Genomic DNA, 19,152 nt, shown 5'->3' with positions numbered 1-19,152 from the left:
GACAGTGTCTATGGCTGAGCGTGAGCAGGACACGGGTCTCCGGTCCCGGTTGGTGGACGTCGGAGTGGAACTGGTGGACGAGGAGGGGGCCGGGGCGCTTTCGCTGCGGGAGATCGCCCGCCGGGCCGGGGTGTCCCACGGGGCTCCGCGGCGGTATTTCCCGACGCATCTGTCCCTGCTGTCCGCCATCGCGCGCCGCGGCTTCGAGAGCCTGGCCGCCCAGGCCGGTGCGGCGATCGCCGCCCATGAGGGCGATCCGCGTGAGCAGTTGACGGCGCTGGCGCGGAGCTGGCTCGACTTCGCGTTGACCAACCGCGGCATGTTCGAGCTGATGTTCCGTCACGATCTACTGGAAAGTGGCCACTTGGGTCTGCGGGAGACGAGCCTGCCGCTCTTCGCCACCCTCGTCGACCTGGTGGCCGGGGCGCGGCCGGACTCCGGCGCGGAGCCACGGATCGTCGCGGGCGCGCTGTGGGCGAATCTGCACGGCATCGCCCAGCTGTGGTGCTGGGGCAGCCTCCAGCTCGCGGTGGGAGGGGACGACCCCGAGCCGCTGCTGCGGGCCGCGCTCGACGCACACCTCGGCCCGGAGGCCCGATGAGCTCCCCGCGCGGACGGCGCCTCACCCTCGTCGCGAGCGTCACCGGAGCGGTGATCGTCGCTCTGGACGGCACGGTGCTGACCGTCGCCCAGCCCCGGCTGCAACGGGACCTGAACGCCACGTTCGCCCAGGTGCAGTGGACCAGTACGGGATATCTGATCGCCGTGGCGAGTCTGCTGGTCTTCGCGGGCCGCCTCGGCGACCGCTACGGCCATCGGCGCGTCTTCGCCCTCGGAATGCTGGGCTTCGGCGCCGCCTCGGCGGGCATCGGGCTCGCGGGCGGCATCGGCTGGGTGATCGGACTGCGGGTCGCCCAGGGGGTTTTCGGGGCGCTGCTGCAACCCGCCACCCTCGGGATGCTGCGGGCCGCGTATCCGCCCGAACTGCTCGGCCGGCCCGTCGCGGCGCGGACCGGCGCCATCGGGCTGGCGGCCGTGGCCGGTCCGCTGGTCGGCGGGGCGCTCACCACCCATCTGGGGTGGCGGGCGGTGTTCTTCGTCAATGTCGCGCCCGCCCTTGCCATGGGTCTGGCGGCACTCGCCGTCCGGGCCCCTTCGGCGCTCGCCGCCCAGGCCCCGGCGGCGCCCGCCGTCCGCGCCCCGGCGGCGGCCCGTGACACCGCCCGGCCGCGGCTCGATGTGCCCGGTGCGGGTCTGCTCGCGGTGGCGCTCGCCGGGCTGGTGCACACACTCGTCGGCATCCCGGAAACCGGCTGGACGGTGGCGACCGCGCTCGGGCTCGGATGCGCCGTGGTGGCCGGAGGCGTCTTCGTACGGCATGAGCGCCGGACGGTGGATCCGCTGGTGCCGCCGGGTGCGCTGCGGTCGGGAACCGCGGGCCCGGCGCTCGGTGTGCTGGTGGCCGCGTCGGCCGCACTGTTCGGGGCGCTGTTCCTCGGCACGTACTACCTCCAGGGCGTGCGCGCGCTGGATCCGCTCGACAGCGGCCTGCGGGCGCTGCCGCTCGCGGTGATGATGGTGCTGGGCGCGCCGGTGGCGGCGATGCTGGCGCGCCGCCAGGGCCCTCGCCGGACGGCGGTGGCGGGGATGGTTCTGGTGGCCGCCGGTGTGCTGCTGATGTCCCGTCTCGGCCGGGGCTCGGGCGCCGAGGCGATCGGTGGCTGCTTCCTCCTGCTGGGCGCGGGTTTCGCCACCGTGATGGTCACCGCGACCACCGTCGTCGTGCGCGACGCGTCCGTGGACACCGCCGGGGTGGCGGGCGGGCTCCAGCAGACCGCCATGAACATCGGGCCCGCGCTGGGGGTCGCCGCCGCGACCACGCTGATGAGCGTGGCCGGGCGGGGCGACACCATCGGACGGCCGCCCGGCGACGGGCCGCGCTGGGCGGCCGATGTCTTCCTCTCGGCGATGGGGCCCGCGCTGACGGTCCTCGCGGCCGTGGCCGCGGCCGGTGTGCTGCCGGCCACCAGGCTGCCGGGCCGTGCGGCGGCGCGGCGGCCCGGGGGTCAGCCGGTGGAAGAGCCCCCGGACGGACCCCCGAGGTCCGAGATCGCGTCGAGCGCCTGACCCCACCGCGGATGCGCCGCCACCTTCTCCAGATGCATGCCCATGACCCGTTCGCCAAGTGTGGGGTCCATGTCGTCCGACAGCTGGAACGCCGAGAGCTTCGCGATATGGGGAAGGATCTCGTCGTCGCCCGCGATGTGCACCGGGTCGTGCAGATACCGGTCCAGTGCCTCCAGATCGGCCACCGCCGCGCAGTAGGCGTGGGTGAAGCCCTCGGCGGAGTCCCCGAGGAACTGGCCGGCGGTGGAGAACGAGACCGCGTCCACCGAGCCCGTGCGGCGCATCACCGCCAGAACCTTCTCCTTCTCCTTCTCCGTCGTGCCGTCCTTGAAGCTGAACCGCAACACATTGACCAGCATGGGTAGTTCCCTTCGTAGGTGAACTGGTGAGTTCAAATTAGTGGCCGCATCAGTCAATGAACAAGGTGGTTGGGATTTTTGAACCAATGAGTTCAGTTCGAGGTGTGGTGGGATACGATGCGCGGATGACGGCAGTGACAGCCTCGTCCGGGCGGAAGGTTCCGCGGGGGCGTATCGACAAGCGGCAGGCGATCCTTGACGCCGCGTTCACCGTCTTCGCGCGCCGGGGATACGGACAGTCGTGTGTCCAGGAGATCGCGAATGAGGCGGGGGTGGCCAAGCCCACGGTGTACAACCACCTCACCGACAAGGAGACCTTGTTCCGCCATGCCATCGAGGCCGCTGCCGACGCCGTGATGGCGGAGAACCTCGCCGTCGTCGAGCGGCTCCGCGAGCCCGGCGACGATCTGCGCGCCGCCCTGGAGGACATGGCGTACCGGATGCTCCAGGTGTGCTGCGGTGAGCGTTCCCGTGCGCTACGGCGGCTCACCTACGCCCAGGCGGCCGACTTCCCCGATCTGATCGAGACCGTCCAGGGGCGCACCGCCATCCGGCTCGGCGAGGCGCTGGCCGACCGGCTGGCCCGGCTGTCGCTGTCCGGGCGGCTGCGGCCGTGTGATCCGGCGCAGGCCGCGGAGCAGTTGCTCGCGCTGCTCACCGGCCCCATGGAGGTGAGGTCCCGGCTGGGCACTCACAAGGTGTCCACGGCCGAGACGCGCACGGTCGCCCGGTCCGCGGTGGACACCTTTCTGCGGGCGTACGAAACCGCCGCCACCGGCCACCCCTGACGCGAAGTCCGGGCGACCGGTGACGGCGGCGTGTGGCGGGTGTTTTCGGCTCAGGCGAGGGCGACCAGCAGATCGCCGCCCTCCACCTGCTGGATCGTGTTGATGGCGATGCGCGACACGGTCCCGCTCTTGGGGGCCGCGATGGTGGCCTCCATCTTCATCGCCTCGATCGTGCCGATGGTGGCACCGGCCTCCACCTGGTCGCCCTCGGCCACCGCCAGCGTCACCACACCCGCGAAGGGCGCCGCCACATGGCCGGGGTCGCTCCGGTCGGCCTTCTCGGTGGCCGGCACATCGGAGGCCGCCGAGGTGTCCCGCACCTGGACCGGGCGCAACTGCCCGTTCAGCGAGGCCATCACCGTGCGCATACCGCGCTCGTCGGCGTCGCCGATGGCCTCCAGCTCGATCAGCAGCCGGACACCGGGCTCGAGGTCCACCGTGTACTCCTGCCGTGGGCGCAGCCCGTAGAAGAAGTCCTTGCTGTCCAGCACACTGGTGTCGCCATGGGCCTGCCGGTGTGCCTCGAACTCCTTGGTCGGGCCGGGGAACAGCAGCCGGTTCAGCGTGGCCCGCGGATCCTTCTCCAGCTGCTCCCGGTCCTCCGTGGAAAGCTCGGCGGCCACCGGCTTGGCGGCGGCGCGGCCCTCCAGCGCCTTGCCGCGGAACGGCTCGGGCCAGCCGCCCGGCGGATTGCCCAGCTCGCCGCGGAGGAACCCGATGACCGAGTCCGGGATGTCGTACCGGCCCGGCTCCGCCTCGAAGTCCTCCGGCGACACCCCCGCCCCCACCAGGTGCAGCGCGAGATCGCCGACCACCTTCGACGACGGGGTGACCTTGACCAGATGGCCCAGGATCCGGTCCGCCGCGGTGTACATCGCCTCGATGTCCTCGAAGCGGTCGCCGAGGCCCAGCGCGATGGCCTGGGTGCGCAGATTGGACAGCTGACCGCCGGGGATCTCGTGGTGGTAGACCCGTCCGGTCGGCGAGGCGAGACCCGCCTCGAACGGTGCGTAGATCTTGCGCACGGCCTCCCAGTACGGCTCCAGTCCGCCGATCGCCTCGAGGTCGAGCCCGGTCGGCCGGTCGGAGTGGTCGGTGGCGGCCACGATCGCCGACAGCGACGGCTGGGAGGTGGTGCCCGCCATGGAGGCCACCGCGCCGTCCACCGCGTCCGCACCGGCCTGGACCGCCGCGAGATACGTGGCGAGCTGACCGCCCGCGGTGTCATGGGTGTGGATGTGCACCGGCAGGTCGAACTCCCGGCGCAGCGCGGATACCAGCTTCGCCGCGGCCGGGGCGCGCAGCAGACCCGCCATGTCCTTGATGGCCAGCACATGCGCGCCCGCGTCCACGATCTGCTCGGCGAGCCGCAGATAGTAGTCGAGGGTGTAGAGCCGCTCCGAGGGATCGGACAGGTCGGAGGTGTAGCAGAGCGCCACCTCGGCGATCGCGGAGTTGGTCTCCCGTACCGCGTCGATCGCGGGCCGCATCTGCCCGATGTCGTTCAGCGCGTCGAAGATCCGGAAGATGTCGATCCCGGTGGCCGTGGCCTCCCGTACGAAGGAGGTGGTCACCTCCGTCGGGTACGGCGTGTAGCCCACGGTGTTGCGGCCGCGCAGCAGCATCTGGAGACAGATGTTGGGCACCGCCTCGCGCAGCTTGGCCAGCCGTTCCCAGGGGTCCTCGGCGAGGAAGCGCAGCGCCACGTCGTAGGTGGCCCCGCCCCAGCACTCCAGCGACAGCAGCTGTGGCACGGTCCGCGCCACCGCCGGGGCCACGGCCAGCAGGTCCTTGCTGCGGACCCGGGTGGCCAGCAGCGACTGGTGCGCGTCCCGGAAGGTGGTGTCGGTGACACCGATGGTGGGCGACTCGCGCAGCCAGCGCGCGAAGCCCTCCGGACCCAGCTCGGTGAGCCGCTGCTTGGAGCCTGCGGGTGGCTCGGTGTCGGGCACCGCGGGCAGCTTGGTGGTCGCGTCGATCAGATGGGGCCGCTCGCCATGGGGCTTGTTCACCGTGATGTCGGCGAGATAGGTGAGCAGCTTGGTGCCGCGGTCGGCGGAGTGGCGCGCCGTCAGCAGATGCGGCCGCTGCTCGATGAACGACGTGGTGACCTGCCCGGCCCGGAAGTCCGGATCGTCCAGCACCGCCTGGAGGAAGGGGATGTTGGTGGACACCCCGCGGATGCGGAACTCGGCCACCGCGCGCCGGGCGCGGCCGACCGCGGTGGCGAAGTCCCGCCCCCGGCAGGTCAGCTTGACCAGCATCGAGTCGAAATGGGCGCTGATCTCCGCACCGGAGTGGGTGGTGCCACCGTCCAGCCGGATGCCCGAGCCGCCCGGGGAGCGGTACGCGCTGATCATCCCGGTGTCCGGGCGGAAGCCGTTGGCCGGGTCCTCGGTGGTGATCCGGCACTGGAGCGCGGCACCCCGCAGATACACGGTGTCCTGGGTGAGGCCGAGTTCGGACAGCGTCTGACCGGCCGCGATCCGCAGCTGCGACTGGACGAGGTCCACATCGGTGATCTCCTCGGTCACCGTGTGCTCGACCTGGATCCGCGGATTCATCTCGATGAACACATGGCGGCCGTCGCGGTCCAGCAGGAACTCCACCGTACCGGCGTTGCGATAGCCGATCTCCCGGGCGAACTTCACCGCGTCCTCGCAGATCCGGGCCCGCAGCTCCGGATCGAGGTTGGGCGCGGGGGCCAGCTCGATCACCTTCTGGTGGCGCCGCTGCACCGAACAGTCGCGCTCGAAGAGATGGATGACATCGCCCTGCCCGTCGGCGAGGATCTGCACCTCGATATGGCGGGGCTCCACCACCGCCTTCTCCAGGAAGACCGTGGAATCGCCGAACGCGGACTCGGCCTCCCGTGCCGCCGCCTCGATGGACTCGCGCAGCGTCTCCCGGCTCTCGACCCTGCGCATCCCGCGCCCGCCGCCACCGGCGACGGCCTTGACGAACACCGGGAAGCCGAGCTCGTCCGCGGCCCGGACCAGCTCGTCCACATCGGTCGACGGCTCGGAGGAGCCCAGCACCGGCACCCCGGCCGCACGGGCCGCGGCCACCGCGCGCGCCTTGTTCCCGGTGAGCTCCAGGGTCTGCGCGCTGGGCCCCACGAACGTGATCCCCGCCTCCTCGCACGCGCGCGCGAGATCGGGATTCTCGGACAGGAAGCCGTATCCGGGGTACACCGCGTCCGCGCCCGCCTGGCGCGCCGCGTTGACGATCTCCTCGACGGAGAGATAGGCCCGCACCGGATGGCCCGGCTCACCGATCTCGTACGCCTCATCGGCCTTCAGCCGGTGCAGTGAGTTGCGGTCCTCATGCGGGAACACGGCGACGGTTCTCGCGCCCAGCTCATAGCCGGCGCGGAAGGCGCGAATGGCGATCTCACCACGATTGGCGACCAGCACCTTGCGGAACATGCCCGATCCCTTCTACCTGCCCGTTACCAACACACACGCTTGTCGGCGAACCCTACTGCCGCCTGCCACGTGGGACGCCCGGGGTGTGATCGAGTTCTCGTGGATGGCGGGCGGCATGGCATCCGCTCCTCTCGTCCATGGTCCCCGTGGATACCCAGAGTGGCCCCGCGGACGCACCGGGTGGTGCCGTACATGGACCCGGAACGCCCTCGTACGGGCCGCCGGGGCTCCACGGTCTACGGGGTCGGGCTCACCACTCGGCGAGCGAGCCGTCCGCATGGCGCCACACCGGATTCCGCCAGGCGTGGCCACGGCGGCCGGCGGCGCGCACCGCGGCCTCGTCCACCTCGATCCCGAGCCCCGGGCGGTCGGTGCGCGAGAGCTGCCCGGCGGTGAACCGGAAGGGCTCCGGATCGGCCACGTAGTCCAGGAGTTCGGCGCCCTGGTTGTAGTGGATGCCGATGCTCTGTTCCTGGATGAGGAAGTTCGGGGTGGTGAAGGCGATCTGGAGACTGGCGGCGAGCGCCACCGGGCCGAGCGGGCAGTGCGGGGCGAGCTGGGCGCCGTGGGGCTCGGCGAGGGCGGCGATGCGCCGCAGCTCGGAGATGCCGCCCGCATGGGAGATATCCGGCTGGAGGATGGCCACCCCGGCCCGCAGCGGGGCGATGAACTCGCGCCGCGAGTACAGGCGCTCACCGAGCGCGATGGGGATGGGGGAGGCGTTCACCAGGTCCGGGACGATGTCCATGTGCTCGGAGAGCACCGGCTCCTCGACGAACAGGGGCGCCGCCTCGGCGAGCAGCGGCAGCAGCCGGCGGGCGTTGGCGGGGGAGACCCGGCCGTGGAAGTCGAGGCCGAAGTCGCGGTCGTCGCCGAGGACCTCACGGGCGGTCTCGGCGCGGCGCACCGCGGCGCGTATCTCCGCGCGAGTGGCGACCGGGGTCATCCGGCCGCAGCCGTTCATCTTGACGGCGGTGAACCCCGCCTCGATCTGCGCGGTGAGCGCGTCGCGGATCTCCTCGGGCTCATCGCCGCCGATCCAGGCGTAGGCGCGGATCCGCTCCCGCACCGGTCCGCCGAGCAGTTGGTACACCGGTACGCCGTAGTGCTTGCCCTTGATGTCCCACAGCGCCTGGTCGAGCCCGGAGACGGCGCTGGAGAGGACCGGTCCGCCACGGTAGAAGCCGCCCTTGGTCATCACCTGCCAGTGGTCCTCGATCCGCATCGGGTCCTGGCCGATCAGATACTCGGTGAGCACCTCGACCGCGGCGCGGACCGGTTCGGCCCGCCCCTCGACCACCGGCTCGCCCCAGCCGACCACCCCCTCGTCGGTCTCCACCCGGACGAACATCCAGCGCGGCGGGGCCAGGAATGTCTCGATACGAGCGATCTTCACGGGTGGTGTCCTTCCCTGGGAGGGGTGCGGTTGCGAGGATAAGCGATAAATTACGAGAACTTCGCTTGCCTTCGGGGCCGAAAAAGACCTTGCGTCACACCATGGCGAGTTCCGACGATTCCGCCCATCATGCCGCCATGACAGCAAATTTGACGCGTCGTCACATTCTTGGTCTGGCCGCCCTCCAGAGCGCGGCGGCCCTCGGCCTCACTCGTATCGGCCTCACCCCGGCGGCCGCCGCCGAGAGCGCCGACCACTTCCCCGCCGTCGTCATCGGCTCCGGCTACGGCGGGGCCGTGGCCGCGCTCCGGCTCGGCGAGGCGGGCATAAGAACGCTCGTCGTGGAGATGGGGCGGTTATGGGACGACCCGGGCCCCGACGGCCGGGTCTACTGTTCGATGACCGCACCCGACCAGCGCTCCATGTGGTTCAAGACAAGAACCGAGGCACCCCTGTCCACCTTCCTGTGGCTGGACGTGATCAACAAGAACATCACCCCCTACCCCGGCGTCCTGGACCGCGTCCGCTACCCCGGCATGTCCGTCTACGTGGGCCGCGGGGTCGGCGGCGGCTCGCTGGTCAACGGCGGCATCGCGGTCACCCCGCCGCGCTCGTACTTCCAGCAGATGCTGCCGCAGGTGGCCGCGGACCCGATGTACGACACCTACTTCCCGCTGGCCAACCGCATGCTCGGCGCCACCACCGTGCCGTCGGCGTGGTTCGAGGCCACGGAGTGGTACACCTACGCCCGGGTCGCCCGCGCCCAGGCCGCCAAGGCGGGCCTGAAGACCGTCTTCGTGCCGAACGTCTACGACTTCGACTACATGCGGCGCGAGGCCGACGGAACGGCGACCAAGTCCGCGCTCGCCCAGGAGGTCATCTACGGCAACAACTTCGGCAAGCGCAGCCTCGACAAGACCTATATCGCCGCAGCGCTCGGCACCGGCCAGGTCACCCTGCACACGCTGAGCCGCGCCCGCGCCCTGCGGCGGGCACCGGACGGCACCTACGTGCTCACCGTGGAGCGCGTCGACACCACCGGCACCGTCGTCGCCACCGACGAGATCACCTGCCGTTCGCTCTTCCTCGGCGCGGGCAGCCTCGGCACCACCGAACTCCTGCTGCGCGCGCGGGAGACCGGCGCCCTCCCCGAGCTGAGCGCGGAGGTCGGCCGGGGCTGGGGCGGCAACGGCAATGTCATGCTCGGCCGCGCCAACCACGTGTGGAACCCGACCGGCGCCAAGCAGTCCACCATCCCCGTGATGGCGATCGACGACTGGTCCAACGCCACCAATCCGGTCTTCGCCGAGATCGCCCCGCTGCCGGCCGGCCTCGAGACCTGGGTCAGCCTCTACCTCGCCATCACCCGCAACCCCGAGCGCGCCACCTTCACCTATGACGCGGCGAAGGACACCACCGTACTCGGCTGGACCCGCGCCCAGAGCGCGCCCTCCGTGGCCGCGGCCAAGGCGCTCTTCGACCGCGTCAACTCCGCCAACGTCACCATCTACCGCTATGACCTCTTCGGTGACACCCGGGCCTTCGCCGACGACTTCTGCTACCACCCGCTGGGCGGCTGCGTCCTGGGCCGGGCCACCGACGCGTACGGCCGGGTGACCGGCTACGACGGGCTCTATGTGACCGACGGCTCCCTCATCCCGGGCTCGATCGGCGTCAATCCGTTCGTCACCATCACCGCCCTCGCCGAGCGCACCATGGCCCGGGTCCTGGCCGAGGACCCCGTCGGCGGCCGGTGACCCCGCGGGGGCCTGCCCGCGCCGTCAGAGCCTGTGTCATATCCCCGGCCGGGCGTGCGACGCCTGGCACGCTCCCCCAGCTACCGCTGGGAGGTGCCCCCTCTCGCGGCGTTGCCGAAACGCCCATGTGGCTCCGCCACGAGGGCGCTCCGGCGCCTTGCGATCGCACGCTCCCCCAGCTACCGCTGGGAGGTGCCCCCCTGACGCCGCACGCTGATCCGACCGGGGATATGACACAGGCTCTCAGCCCAGGGCCCGGTCCAGGTTGAACGCGGCGCTGATGAGCGCGAGATGGGTGAACGCCTGCGGGAAGTTGCCGATCTGCTCACCGGTGCGGCCGATCTCCTCGGCGTACAGCCCGACATGGTTGGCGTAGGTGAGCATCTTCTCGAAGGCCAGCCGCGCCTCGTCCACCCGGCCGGCCCGGGACAGCGCCTCGACGTACCAGAAGGAGCAGATCGAGAAGGTGCCCTCCTCGCCACGCAGCCCGTCCGGGCTCACCGTGGGGTCGTAGCGGTACACCAGCGAATCGGCCACCAGCTCCTCGCCCAGCGCGTCCAGGGTGGACAGCCACTTGGGGTCGGTGGGGGAGATGAACTTCGACAGCGGCATCATCAGCAGCGAGGCGTCGAGCACCTCCTCGCCCTCGCGCTGGACGAAGGCGCGCCGCTGCGGCGACCAGCCGCAGCGCATGATCCGGTGGTAGATGTCATCGCGCGCCGTCGACCAGCGGGACATGTCCGCGGGCAGTCCTCGGTGGCGGGCGATGCGCATCGCCCGCTCGATCGCGACCCAGCACATCAGCTGCGAGTACAGGAAGCGCTGTGGACCGGCGCGGGTCTCCCAGACGCTCATATCGGGCCGGTCCCAGTTGTCGCACACCCAGCCGACCAGCTTGCACACGGCGTCCCAGTGGTCGCTGGACAGCGGCTGCCCCCACTTGTCGTAGAGGTAGAGGGAGTCCACCAGCGCCCCGTAGATGTCCAGCTGGAGCTGGTGGACCGCCGCGTTGCCGACCCGGACCGGGGACGAGCCCAGATGCCCCTCCAGATGGGGGAGCATCTGCTCGGGGATCTCGCTGCGGCCGTCGATGCCGTACATGATCTGTAGCGGGCCGCCGGGGCCGTCCCCCAGGGCGATGCCCTCGGACAGGAAGCGCACGAACGCCTCCGCCTCCTGGGTGAAGCCCAGCCTCAGCAGTGCGTAGATGCAGAACGCGGCATCGCGGACCCAGACGTATCGGTAGTCCCAGTTGCGCTCGCCGCCGATCTGCTCGGGCAGGCTGGTCGTCGGGGCCGCCACGATGGCGCCGGTCGGCGCGTAGGTGAGCAGCTTGAGGGTGAGCGCGGAGCGGTGCACCATCTCCCGCCACCGCCCGCGGTAACGGGACTGCGCGAGCCAGCGCCGCCAGTAGCGGACGGTGGCGTCGAACAGTTCCTCCGCCTCCGCCTGCGGACAGTGCCGCGGCTGCACCATCCCGCCGATCCGGTCCAGCGCGAACACCGCGGCCTCGCCCTCGACCAGCTTGAACGTGGACACCGCGTCGGGCCCGTCGAGCTCCACGGTGACGCCGGAGGTCAGCGCCAGCGACAGCTCCGGGGACTCGAAGATGGTGAGCCCCTTCTCGGTGCGCACCGTATGCGACTGCCGGCCGTAGTCGAACCGGGGCGCAACCCGGGCGGTGAAGGGGAGCGATCCGCGGACGCACAGCACCCGGCGGATCAGCCGGTGCCGGTCCGCCTCGCGCGAGTCGTCCACGATCGGCATGAAGTCCTGGACCTCGGCGACCCCGTCGTCCGCGAAGAACCGGGTGATGAGGATGTTGGTGTCCGGGAAGTAGAACTGCTTCGTCCGGGCGGGCACCTCGGGTGTGAGCTGGAAGGAGCCGCCGCGGTCGGCGTCGAGGATCGACGCGAACACGCTGGCCGCGTCAAATCGGACCGGGCAGTACCAGTCGATGGTGCCGCGCGTGTCCACGAGCGCGGCGGTGCGCAGATCGCCGATCAGCCCGTGCTCGGCGATCGGTACATAGCGGGATACTTCCGTCGGGCGGCGGATGCTCTCGGCGACGGTCATCGGAACCTCCCGCGCTGGAGGGAGGGGCTGGAAACCCGTGGGCGGCGCGGACTCTCACTTCACCATACGACCGACGGACCGGTCCGGCGCAGCGCCCGGCCCACCAGGGCGCCGCCCCGGGCGCCCGCGCCGCACCCGACGGTCACGGGCGCCGCCTCCGTGTCACCGGCCGTCACCCTATGTGGCCGCGGGAGCCGGATATCCGGCGGGGCTCCCGGCCCTCAGTGCAGGGCGGCGCCGGGGGCCGCGAGCCAGGACGCGACCGCCGCCGCGATGGGCTGACCGGTCTCGAGCTCGACAAAGCCGAATTGGCCGCCCTGGTTGCACTCCAGGAACCACCACACTCCCTCGGCGTCCTCGGCGAAGTCGAAGGCCCCGTAGGCGAGACCGGTGAGCGTCATGTACTCATGCACGGAGCGCACGATTCTGGCGGGCACCTCCACGGGATCCCAGCGGTGTCCATGACAGCCATAGCGCCCATCCACCTGACCGGAGGCGGCGGTCTTGCGCGCCGCGAATAACTGGCTGCCGACGCAGATCAGCCGGATGTCGGCCGCTTTGGGAATGTAGCGCTGGAGAAGGGTCGCCCCGGCCGCGACATCGGAGAAATCCGTGTCCGGTCCGATACGGGTGGTGGGCAGCGCGACCGGCGGCTCGACGGACGGCGGACCGGAGGCGGATTTCACCACGATGTCCGAGTACTGGACGGCGAAATCGCGTGCCGCGCGCGGATAGGTGGTGACAAGGGTCGAGGGCACGGCGAAACCGCTGTGCTGGGCGACCCGCAACTGGAACGGTTTGTGGCGGGCCGGTTCGGCGGCCGCAGGATGGTTCATCCAGCGTGCCGTTGTCGCGTAGAGCATCCCGTACAGGGCCTGTCCGCACTCGGCCGTCAGCCACTCCGACGGATTCGCCGCGTGCGCCGCCGGCCGCCCCGGCCTGCGCACCCAGATGGACCGCACACCCTGGATGCTGACGAGGCGTCCCTCGGTCGACAGAAAACCCGTGAAGTCACCACGGTCGAATTCGACCGACAGGGCGGCCTGATCCGGAAGGTCCGCCGGATCGAAACGCACCAGAGGGACGCCTTGTTCGCGCAGCTCCGCCACCACCAAGTCGGCGGTGACATCCTGGCGACAGGTCAGGATGAGTACCGTCATCGACGTGTGTGCAGGTCAGTCGTCGAAGTGCGTCTTGGAGCCGGCTGTGGACGTGGTCGTGCCGGTCGCCAGCAGCACCGCCCGGTCGGCGATGGCCGGACGGCCGTCGGAGAGGACATTCAACTGAAGGGCGGCGTTATAGGCGTAGGGAACACTGGCCGACGACCGCTCGGCGGGGATTGCGTGCTTCAGTACGAAGGGCTGCATGAGTGACCTCTTGGTGCTCCATGTATTCGTCTATCCACCACGCAACAGTACGTACTAAAAGTCTACGGCACTCACTAGCAACGATTTTGTCCTGTGTAGGGCGATATGAAGTGTGTCACAGGCTTCGAAGGCAACATATGCCTCAGGAATTGCGTCTTCGAATAATCGGCCTGTTCCCGGGAGCACCGGATCCGCCCCGGCGTTCCGAGGCGGACCACCGGGCCTGACCGCCCGTCGGGTCAGGACGTCCGTCCGCCCTCGCGGTGGGTGACGCGGATCTTCGACTGGCCGTGCGGCAGCTCCTCCCAGTCCGCCATGAAGCGCGCGGCCAGACCGTGTTTCTCGGCCAGGGCGATGAGCGTCTCGGTGCGGTAGTAGAAGTCCTCCCGCAGCACCTGGTGTTCCACGCCCTCGGTGCGGTCGAAGGTGAAGTCGAACCAGCCGCCCGGCGCCATGACACGGCCGACATGGGCCAGGCACTCCTCGATGACCGGCAGTGGCGAGTGCGAGAACACGCTGTGCGCGTGTACCACGTCGAAGTGGGCGTCGGGCAGGAACCGCAGCGTCAGATCGCGGACCGGGGTGAGGGTGGGCAGGCGGCCCTGAAGCCCCTGGCGCACCAGCGTGTCCTGCGCGGCCGCCAGGATGTCGGGCGAGATGTCGACGCCGTAGTAGTGGCCCGGCTCCAGATGGCTGATGAACCGCCAGCCCGCCCGCAGATTGCCACAGCCGATCTCCAGCATCCGGTGCTCCGGGCGCAGCCCGTGGCCGAGGAGATAGTCGAACTGCATCGCGCCCAGCGCCAGCCACCGCTCATGGCTATGGCTGCCGACCGCCGCCTCCGGGCTGGTACGGGTGTCCGACCGCATCACCGCCCGGTAGTACGCGACGTGGTCCGGATAGCGGTAGCGCAGCCAGGCGTCCCGGGTGGCGCGGACCAGATGGCGCGGTACGCGCTGCGGATGGCGCAGTGCGTAGGAGACCCGGTGGCCGAGGGAGGAGCGGTTGACGCTGAGGTTCTTGGCGGGCATGTGGACTCTCTCGTGCTGGTGGTGGGGACGCGGTGGACTGGCGGTCCATGCGTTCCCGCGTCGTCGTGGTCGGTACCAGCCTCGGCGCCGTGGCGGCGGCGGGGATCGGCGGAGCGGCCCCGGTCAGGAGGCGGTCCGGGCGACCGCCGTATCAACCGATCGGATGATGCGGCGCCCGGTCCGGCGCGTTAGGACTGGCTGAGGGAGTGAACCGAGGAGCAGGGGAGGGGCCGGGGTGCGGTCGGCGGTCAGGGCGGTCGGGCGGTCCGGATGGACCCGGTGGCCGGGGGTGTGGTCGGCACCGTGGTCGGCGTGGTCCGGGCGGTCCGGGTCCGACGGGCCGGACGATCCGGACGAGCGGTGGCTGACCGCGGTCCTGCACATCGCGTTCTTCCTGCTGCTGGGGTCCTCGCTGATCCGCTATCTGATCCGGGACACCGGCAGCGCGCCCAACGGCTGGGTCATCGCCCTCTTTTTGGCCTTCGGCGCGCTCTATCTGCCCGGCCGGTGGCCGGCGCCCGCGCCGAGCCCCGGCGGCCGGCCCTCCGGCCGCTATCTGGTCTGGCTGACCGCGGTGCTCGCCGCCTGGGTCGCGCTGCTGGTCCTCGCGCCGAGCGCCGCCTGGTGTGCCATGCCGTTGTTCTTCACCGGTCTGCACACCCTGCCCACCCGGTTCGCGGTGCCCCTGGCCGCCGTGCTCACCGCGCTGGTCGTCGCCTCCAAACTGCGGTTCATGCACGACGGCTTCGACCCCAACGCGCTGATCGCGCCGCCCGCCATCGCCGCCGTGGCCGCCGCCGTCCTCATCCATCTGCGGCGCCAGTCGGCGCGGCAGCGGATGCTGATCGACGACCTGGTCCGCACCCGCCGGGACCTGGCCGCGACCGAGCGGCGGGCGGGGATCCTGGCCGAACGCCAGCGGCTGTCCTCGGAGATCCATGACACCCTCGCCCAGGGCCTGTCCAGCCAGCGGATGCTGCTCCAGGCCGCCGACCGCACCTGGGAGACGGACCGGGAGGCGGCCCGGGGACATATGCGGAACGCGGCGGAGATCGCGTCCCGCAGCCTCGCCGAGGCCCGCCGGTTCGTCCAGGACCTGGCCCCGGCCGACCTCGCCGAGGGCTCGCTGGCCCAGGCGCTCGGTGCGCTCGCCGAGCGGGAGAGCGATGCCGGTTCTGCGGTGGACTTCCGGCTCGACGGACCGCTCGGCCCGCTGCCCGAGCGGGTGGAGGCGGCGCTGCTGCGCATCGCCCAGGGCGCGCTGGCCAATGTGCGGGAGCACGCCGGGGCGAGCCGGGCCGCGCTCACCCTGACCTGCCTGGGCGACCAGATCTGCCTGGACATCGCCGATGACGGCCGCGGCTTCGACACCGACGCCGTCCCCGCCCCCGGCGCGGACCGGTCGCGCGGCCATGGACTTCCGGCCATGCGGGCCCGCGTACGGCAGCTGGGCGGCACGCTCACCGTCGAGTCCGCACCGGGCGAGGGGACCGTCGTCTCGGCCGCGATCCCCGTCGAACCCCTTCCCGTCCTCGTCGCCGATCGCCCCGTGGAGGCCACGCCATGAGCCCGACCCCGCCCCCGACGCCGTCGGCCACCCCCGCCATCCGGCTGCTGCTCTGCGACGACCACGCCGTGGTGCGGGCCGGGCTGCGGGCGCTGCTGGCCAGCACCGACGGCATCGAGGTGGTCGGCGAGGCGGGCAGCGGCGAGGAGGCCCTCGCCATGGCCACCCGGCTCCGGCCCGATGTGGTGCTGATGGACCTACAGCTCGGGGAGGGGATGGACGGGGTGACCGCCACCCGGCGACTGGTCTCCGGCGACCCGCCCGCGCCGCGTGTGCTGGTGCTCACCATGTTCGACACCGACGCCGACATCACCCGTGCCATCGAGGCCGGGGCCACCGGCTATCTGCTCAAGGCCGAGCGGCCGGAGGAGCTGTTCGCGGCGATCCGGAACGCCGCCTCCGGCCGTACCGCGCTGTCGGCCCCGGTCGCCGACCGGGTGCTGGCCCGGATGCGCAGCCCGCGCCCCGCGCTGTCCGAGCGGGAGCGCGACATCCTCCGGCAGCTGGCCCGTGGCCTGGGCAACCGGGAGATCGCCCGGACCCTGTTCATCAGCGAGGCCACGGTCAAGACCCATCTGGGACGGATCTACGGGAAATTGGGGGTCGAGACCCGGGCCGGGGCGGTGGCGGTGGCCACCGAGCGGCGGTTGCTGCCTTGACGGCTGACGGCTGACCCCTGGCGGTTGGGGACGTCAGATCGCCGGTCGGCTGGGCAGTGGCGTCCGGTCCTGGTCGGGCAGTACGAGCGTCCGCGTGGGCAGCGGGATCTCGATGCCCTCGGCACGGAACCGGCGGTGCAGCTCCTTCATGAACTCATGCTTGATGAGGTACTGGTCGCTGAACTCCAGGGCCCGCAGAAACACCGAGAAGTCGATGCCGGACTCTCCGAAGGTATGGAAGCGCACACTCGTCTCGTGGTCGACGACCCCGCCCTCGACGCCGGACATCACCTTCCCGGCGACCTCGATGGTCACCCGCTCGACATGGTCCAGATCGCTTCCGTAGCCGACCCGCGCCTGGACCATGACCGACATCTGCTGCTCGGGCTGGTGAAAGTTGGTCATGATGGTGTTGCCCAGCTTGGCGTTCGGGATGATGACGAGGTTGTCCGACAGCTGCCGTACGGCCGTGTTGCGCCAGTTGATGTCGACCACATACCCCTCCTCCCCGCTGCTGAGCCGGATGTAGTGGCCGGGCTGCACGGTCTTGGAGGCCAGGATGTGCACCCCCGCGAAGAGGTTGGCCAGCGTGTCCTGCAAGGCCAGGGCGACCGCCAGACCACCCACGCCCAGGGCGGTGAGCAGGGGAGCGATCGAGACGCCCAGCGTCTCCAGCAGGATCAGCACACCCATCGCCAGGACGGCGATCCGTGTGATGTTGACGAAGATGCTGGCCGTTCCCGCCACCCCGGAGCGGGACAGCGCCAGCGAGCGCACCAGGTCGGCCACCACTCGCGCCGCGGTGACCGTGGTGACCAGGATCAGCACGGCCACCAGCGTCTGATTGACGTCATGGCCGACCGTGCGGTTCAGCGGCAGCGCGGCGGCCGCGGCGGCGACACCGGCGGCCATCGACGCCCATGGGGCCAGGGTGCGCAGCGTGTCGACGATGATGTCGTCACCGCTCCACCGGGTGGAGCGGGCCCGCTCACCCAGCCAGCGCAGCGCCAGGCGCAACAGCACACCACCGGCCGCGCCGCAGACCAGCGCCGCCCCGACGACGATGACATCGTGCAAGGTGAGAGCCCGGTTCATCGGCCACCCTCCGCTATCCCGGAAAGCGCGTCAGAAGCGGCCGTGCGGCATGCCGTCGTCGGTGCGGCCTCCGGTCTGGAGTTCAGTGGGATCACCTTGTCACCTGCTCGTGCCTGGGTTCTACGGGCGGTGCCGGGCGCACATGTGTACGGCTCCGGCGTAAGGTGCCATCCTGCCGTATGCGATGAGGGCCGAATGACGGGATGCCCCGCTACCGCATGTAACCCGCCAGGTGAGGGGCGGCGCGCCAGCGCGTTTGACGCACAGGTGTTTTGTGGTGGAATCGGGTCGTATGGATAGCCGCCGCGGTGACGTGGACGACGAGGCGAGGGGATGGCCGTTCCTCGCGGCCGCCTACGCCTTCGTGGTCACGATGTGCGGTACGACGCTGCCCACCCCGCTCTACTCGCTCTACCAGCGGGAGTTCGGCTTCTCCTCGTTCATGGTCACGGTGATCTTCGCCGTGTACGCGGCGGGGGTCATCGTCGCGCTGCTGCTGCTCGGAAGCGTGTCCGACTTCATCGGGCGACGGCCCGTCATGCTCGCCGCGCTGGCGCTGTCGGGCCTGAGCGCGGTGTGCTTCCTCGTCGCCCAGGGACTGCCGGGGCTGTTCGCGGGCCGCACCCTGTCGGGGCTGTCCGCCGGTCTGGCCACCGGCACCGCCACAGTGACCGTCATCGAGCTGGCGCCCGAGCGTCGACGCCGTGGCGCCACCCTCCTCGCGACCGGGGCCAATCTGGGCGGGCTCGGGCTCGGCCCGTTGCTGGCGGGGGTGCTGGCGCAGTACGCCCCGGCGCCGCTGAAGCTGGTGTTCGTGGTGGACCTGGTGCTGGTGGCGGTGGGCGCCGCCGTGGTGCTCGCGCTTCCGGAGACCGTACGGAGGCGGAGCCGCCCGCCGCTGAGGCCGCAGCGGCTGCGGGTGCCCAAGGAGATGCGCTCGACGTTCGCGGCCGCGGCCATGGCGGGGTTCGCGGGCTTCGCCACGCTGGGCCTGTTCACCTCGGTGTCGCCCACGTTCCTGAGCGAGGTGGAGGGCGAGAGCAATCTCGCGGTCGCCGGTGCGGTGGCGTTCTCCGTGTTCGCCGCCTCGATCGCCGGGCAGGCGCTGGGGCGGCGGCTGGGCCCGGGACGTTCGCTGCCCGGGGGCTGTGCGGTGCTGGTGGCCGGCATGGTGGCCATCGCCGTCTCGCTCGCGATCGGGTCACTGGGGCTGCTGGTGCTGGGCGCCGTCATCGCCGGGATCGGGCAGGGGCTGTCGTTCCACGCGGCCGTGAGGGTGGTGACGGAGCGCAGCCCGGCCGACCACCGCGCCGAGGTCACCTCCGTCCTGTTCGTGCTGATGTATCTGGCGCTCTCGATTCCGGTGATCGGCGTGGGCGCGCTCACGGTCGCGGTCGGGCTGCGGTCCGCCGGGCTGATCTTCACGGGCTGTGTGGCCCTGCTGGCCGTGGCCACCCTGCTGCGGCTGCGGGCGCTCTCCGCGGAGGCGCCCGGCCGCTGAG

The 19,152-nt window shown here is 71.1% G+C and carries 15 protein-coding genes; 7 read left to right on the top strand and 8 right to left on the bottom strand.

Annotation, left to right across the window (positions count from 1 at the left end; translation table 11 throughout):
- Positions 1–10 precede the first annotated feature (10 nt).
- Both ACJX2R_RS04975 and ACJX2R_RS04970 read left to right on the top strand, forming a co-directional pair.
- Positions 11–601, top strand: coding sequence for a TetR/AcrR family transcriptional regulator (locus tag ACJX2R_RS04975; protein WP_413098954.1), 591 nt, complete (start codon positions 11–13; stop codon positions 599–601).
- Entirely contained in the window at positions 598–2,127 is a 1,530-nt protein-coding gene (locus ACJX2R_RS04970; protein WP_413098953.1) for an MFS transporter, read from the top strand. Before ACJX2R_RS04975 ends, ACJX2R_RS04970 begins: the two co-directional genes overlap by 4 nt.
- Here ACJX2R_RS04970 and ACJX2R_RS04965 read toward each other — a convergent pair.
- Positions 2,067–2,486, bottom strand: a complete 420-nt coding sequence (locus tag ACJX2R_RS04965; protein WP_262698189.1) for a Dabb family protein — start codon at positions 2,484–2,486, stop codon at positions 2,067–2,069. The two genes, ACJX2R_RS04970 and ACJX2R_RS04965, sit on opposite strands and share 61 nt — an antisense overlap.
- 125 nt (positions 2,487–2,611) lie before the next feature.
- Here ACJX2R_RS04965 and ACJX2R_RS04960 point away from each other — a divergent pair, with 125 nt between their 5' ends.
- Positions 2,612–3,274, top strand: a complete 663-nt coding sequence (locus tag ACJX2R_RS04960; RefSeq protein ID WP_413098952.1) for a TetR/AcrR family transcriptional regulator — start codon at positions 2,612–2,614, stop codon at positions 3,272–3,274.
- A gap of 50 nt (positions 3,275–3,324) precedes the next feature.
- On the opposite strand, the gene ACJX2R_RS04955 is transcribed toward ACJX2R_RS04960, so the two are convergent.
- Both ACJX2R_RS04955 and dgoD read right to left on the bottom strand, forming a co-directional pair.
- Complete coding sequence (locus ACJX2R_RS04955; RefSeq protein ID WP_413098951.1) at positions 3,325–6,702, bottom strand: pyruvate carboxylase; 3,378 nt, start codon at positions 6,700–6,702, stop codon at positions 3,325–3,327.
- 250 nt (positions 6,703–6,952) lie between these two features.
- Positions 6,953–8,098, bottom strand: a complete 1,146-nt coding sequence (dgoD, locus tag ACJX2R_RS04950; protein ID WP_413098950.1) for a galactonate dehydratase — start codon at positions 8,096–8,098, stop codon at positions 6,953–6,955.
- 137 nt (positions 8,099–8,235) lie between these two features.
- On the opposite strand from dgoD, the gene ACJX2R_RS04945 reads away from it, so the two are divergent.
- Positions 8,236–9,855: a GMC oxidoreductase gene (locus ACJX2R_RS04945; protein ID WP_413098949.1), complete on the top strand. Its 1,620-nt coding sequence runs from the start codon at positions 8,236–8,238 to the stop codon at positions 9,853–9,855.
- A gap of 243 nt (positions 9,856–10,098) precedes the next feature.
- Here ACJX2R_RS04945 and ACJX2R_RS04940 read toward each other — a convergent pair whose 3' ends face one another.
- From ACJX2R_RS04940 to ACJX2R_RS04925, 4 genes are all read right to left on the bottom strand, one after another.
- Entirely contained in the window at positions 10,099–11,931 is a 1,833-nt protein-coding gene (locus ACJX2R_RS04940; RefSeq protein ID WP_413098948.1) for a glycoside hydrolase family 15 protein, read from the bottom strand.
- Positions 11,932–12,152: 221 nt separating this feature from the next.
- Positions 12,153–13,091 (bottom strand): ATP-grasp ribosomal peptide maturase, encoded by a 939-nt coding sequence (tgmB, locus tag ACJX2R_RS04935; RefSeq protein ID WP_413098947.1) that lies wholly within the window; start codon positions 13,089–13,091, stop codon positions 12,153–12,155.
- A gap of 15 nt (positions 13,092–13,106) precedes the next feature.
- Entirely contained in the window at positions 13,107–13,298 is a 192-nt protein-coding gene (gene tgmA / locus ACJX2R_RS04930) for a putative ATP-grasp-modified RiPP (RefSeq protein WP_020874241.1), read from the bottom strand.
- Positions 13,299–13,537: 239 nt separating this feature from the next.
- Positions 13,538–14,329 carry a class I SAM-dependent methyltransferase gene (locus tag ACJX2R_RS04925; protein WP_413098946.1) on the bottom strand — a complete coding sequence of 264 codons (792 nt, stop codon included), beginning with the start codon at positions 14,327–14,329 and terminating at the stop codon, positions 13,538–13,540.
- Positions 14,330–14,618: 289 nt separating this feature from the next.
- Between ACJX2R_RS04925 and ACJX2R_RS04920 the strand changes: the two genes are divergently transcribed.
- Both ACJX2R_RS04920 and ACJX2R_RS04915 read left to right on the top strand, forming a co-directional pair.
- On the top strand, positions 14,619–15,896 hold the full coding sequence (locus ACJX2R_RS04920) for a sensor histidine kinase (RefSeq protein ID WP_413098945.1): 1,278 nt from the start codon (positions 14,619–14,621) through the stop codon (positions 15,894–15,896).
- Complete coding sequence (locus ACJX2R_RS04915) at positions 15,893–16,555, top strand: response regulator (protein WP_413098944.1); 663 nt, start codon at positions 15,893–15,895, stop codon at positions 16,553–16,555. Before ACJX2R_RS04920 ends, ACJX2R_RS04915 begins: the two co-directional genes overlap by 4 nt.
- 33 nt (positions 16,556–16,588) lie before the next feature.
- Here ACJX2R_RS04915 and ACJX2R_RS04910 read toward each other — a convergent pair whose 3' ends face one another.
- Positions 16,589–17,650 carry a mechanosensitive ion channel family protein gene (locus ACJX2R_RS04910; protein ID WP_020874245.1) on the bottom strand — a complete coding sequence of 354 codons (1,062 nt, stop codon included), beginning with the start codon at positions 17,648–17,650 and terminating at the stop codon, positions 16,589–16,591.
- A 292-nt stretch (positions 17,651–17,942) separates the two neighbouring features.
- Here ACJX2R_RS04910 and ACJX2R_RS04905 point away from each other — a divergent pair, with 292 nt between their 5' ends.
- Positions 17,943–19,151 (top strand): MFS transporter, encoded by a 1,209-nt coding sequence (locus ACJX2R_RS04905; protein WP_413098943.1) that lies wholly within the window; start codon positions 17,943–17,945, stop codon positions 19,149–19,151.
- The last annotated feature ends 1 nt before the right edge of the window (position 19,152 follow it).

The organism is Streptomyces sp. Inha503 (assembly GCF_047215865.1).
GTDB classification, from domain to species: Bacteria; Actinomycetota; Actinomycetes; order Streptomycetales; family Streptomycetaceae; genus Streptomyces; species Streptomyces lycopersici.
This window is presented reverse-complemented; position numbering and strand designations above follow the sequence as displayed.

What these genes read in the sequence shown, in the direction of transcription:
- ACJX2R_RS04975 (WP_413098954.1), top strand. Translation starts at nt 11, where the DNA reads ATGGCTGAGCGTGAGCAGGACACGGGTCTCCGGTCCCGGTTGGTGGAC.
- ACJX2R_RS04970 (WP_413098953.1), top strand. Translation starts at nt 598, where the DNA reads ATGAGCTCCCCGCGCGGACGGCGCCTCACCCTCGTCGCGAGCGTCACC.
- ACJX2R_RS04965 (WP_262698189.1), bottom strand. Translation starts at nt 2,486, where the DNA reads ATGCTGGTCAATGTGTTGCGGTTCAGCTTCAAGGACGGCACGACGGAG.
- ACJX2R_RS04960 (WP_413098952.1), top strand. Translation starts at nt 2,612, where the DNA reads ATGACGGCAGTGACAGCCTCGTCCGGGCGGAAGGTTCCGCGGGGGCGT.
- ACJX2R_RS04955 (WP_413098951.1), bottom strand. Translation starts at nt 6,702, where the DNA reads ATGTTCCGCAAGGTGCTGGTCGCCAATCGTGGTGAGATCGCCATTCGC.
- ACJX2R_RS04945 (WP_413098949.1), top strand. Translation starts at nt 8,236, where the DNA reads ATGACAGCAAATTTGACGCGTCGTCACATTCTTGGTCTGGCCGCCCTC.
- ACJX2R_RS04940 (WP_413098948.1), bottom strand. Translation starts at nt 11,931, where the DNA reads ATGACCGTCGCCGAGAGCATCCGCCGCCCGACGGAAGTATCCCGCTAT.
- tgmB (WP_413098947.1), bottom strand. Translation starts at nt 13,091, where the DNA reads ATGACGGTACTCATCCTGACCTGTCGCCAGGATGTCACCGCCGACTTG.
- tgmA (WP_020874241.1), bottom strand. Translation starts at nt 13,298, where the DNA reads ATGCAGCCCTTCGTACTGAAGCACGCAATCCCCGCCGAGCGGTCGTCG.
- ACJX2R_RS04925 (WP_413098946.1), bottom strand. Translation starts at nt 14,329, where the DNA reads ATGCCCGCCAAGAACCTCAGCGTCAACCGCTCCTCCCTCGGCCACCGG.
- ACJX2R_RS04915 (WP_413098944.1), top strand. Translation starts at nt 15,893, where the DNA reads ATGAGCCCGACCCCGCCCCCGACGCCGTCGGCCACCCCCGCCATCCGG.
- ACJX2R_RS04910 (WP_020874245.1), bottom strand. Translation starts at nt 17,650, where the DNA reads ATGAACCGGGCTCTCACCTTGCACGATGTCATCGTCGTCGGGGCGGCG.
- ACJX2R_RS04905 (WP_413098943.1), top strand. Translation starts at nt 17,943, where the DNA reads ATGGATAGCCGCCGCGGTGACGTGGACGACGAGGCGAGGGGATGGCCG.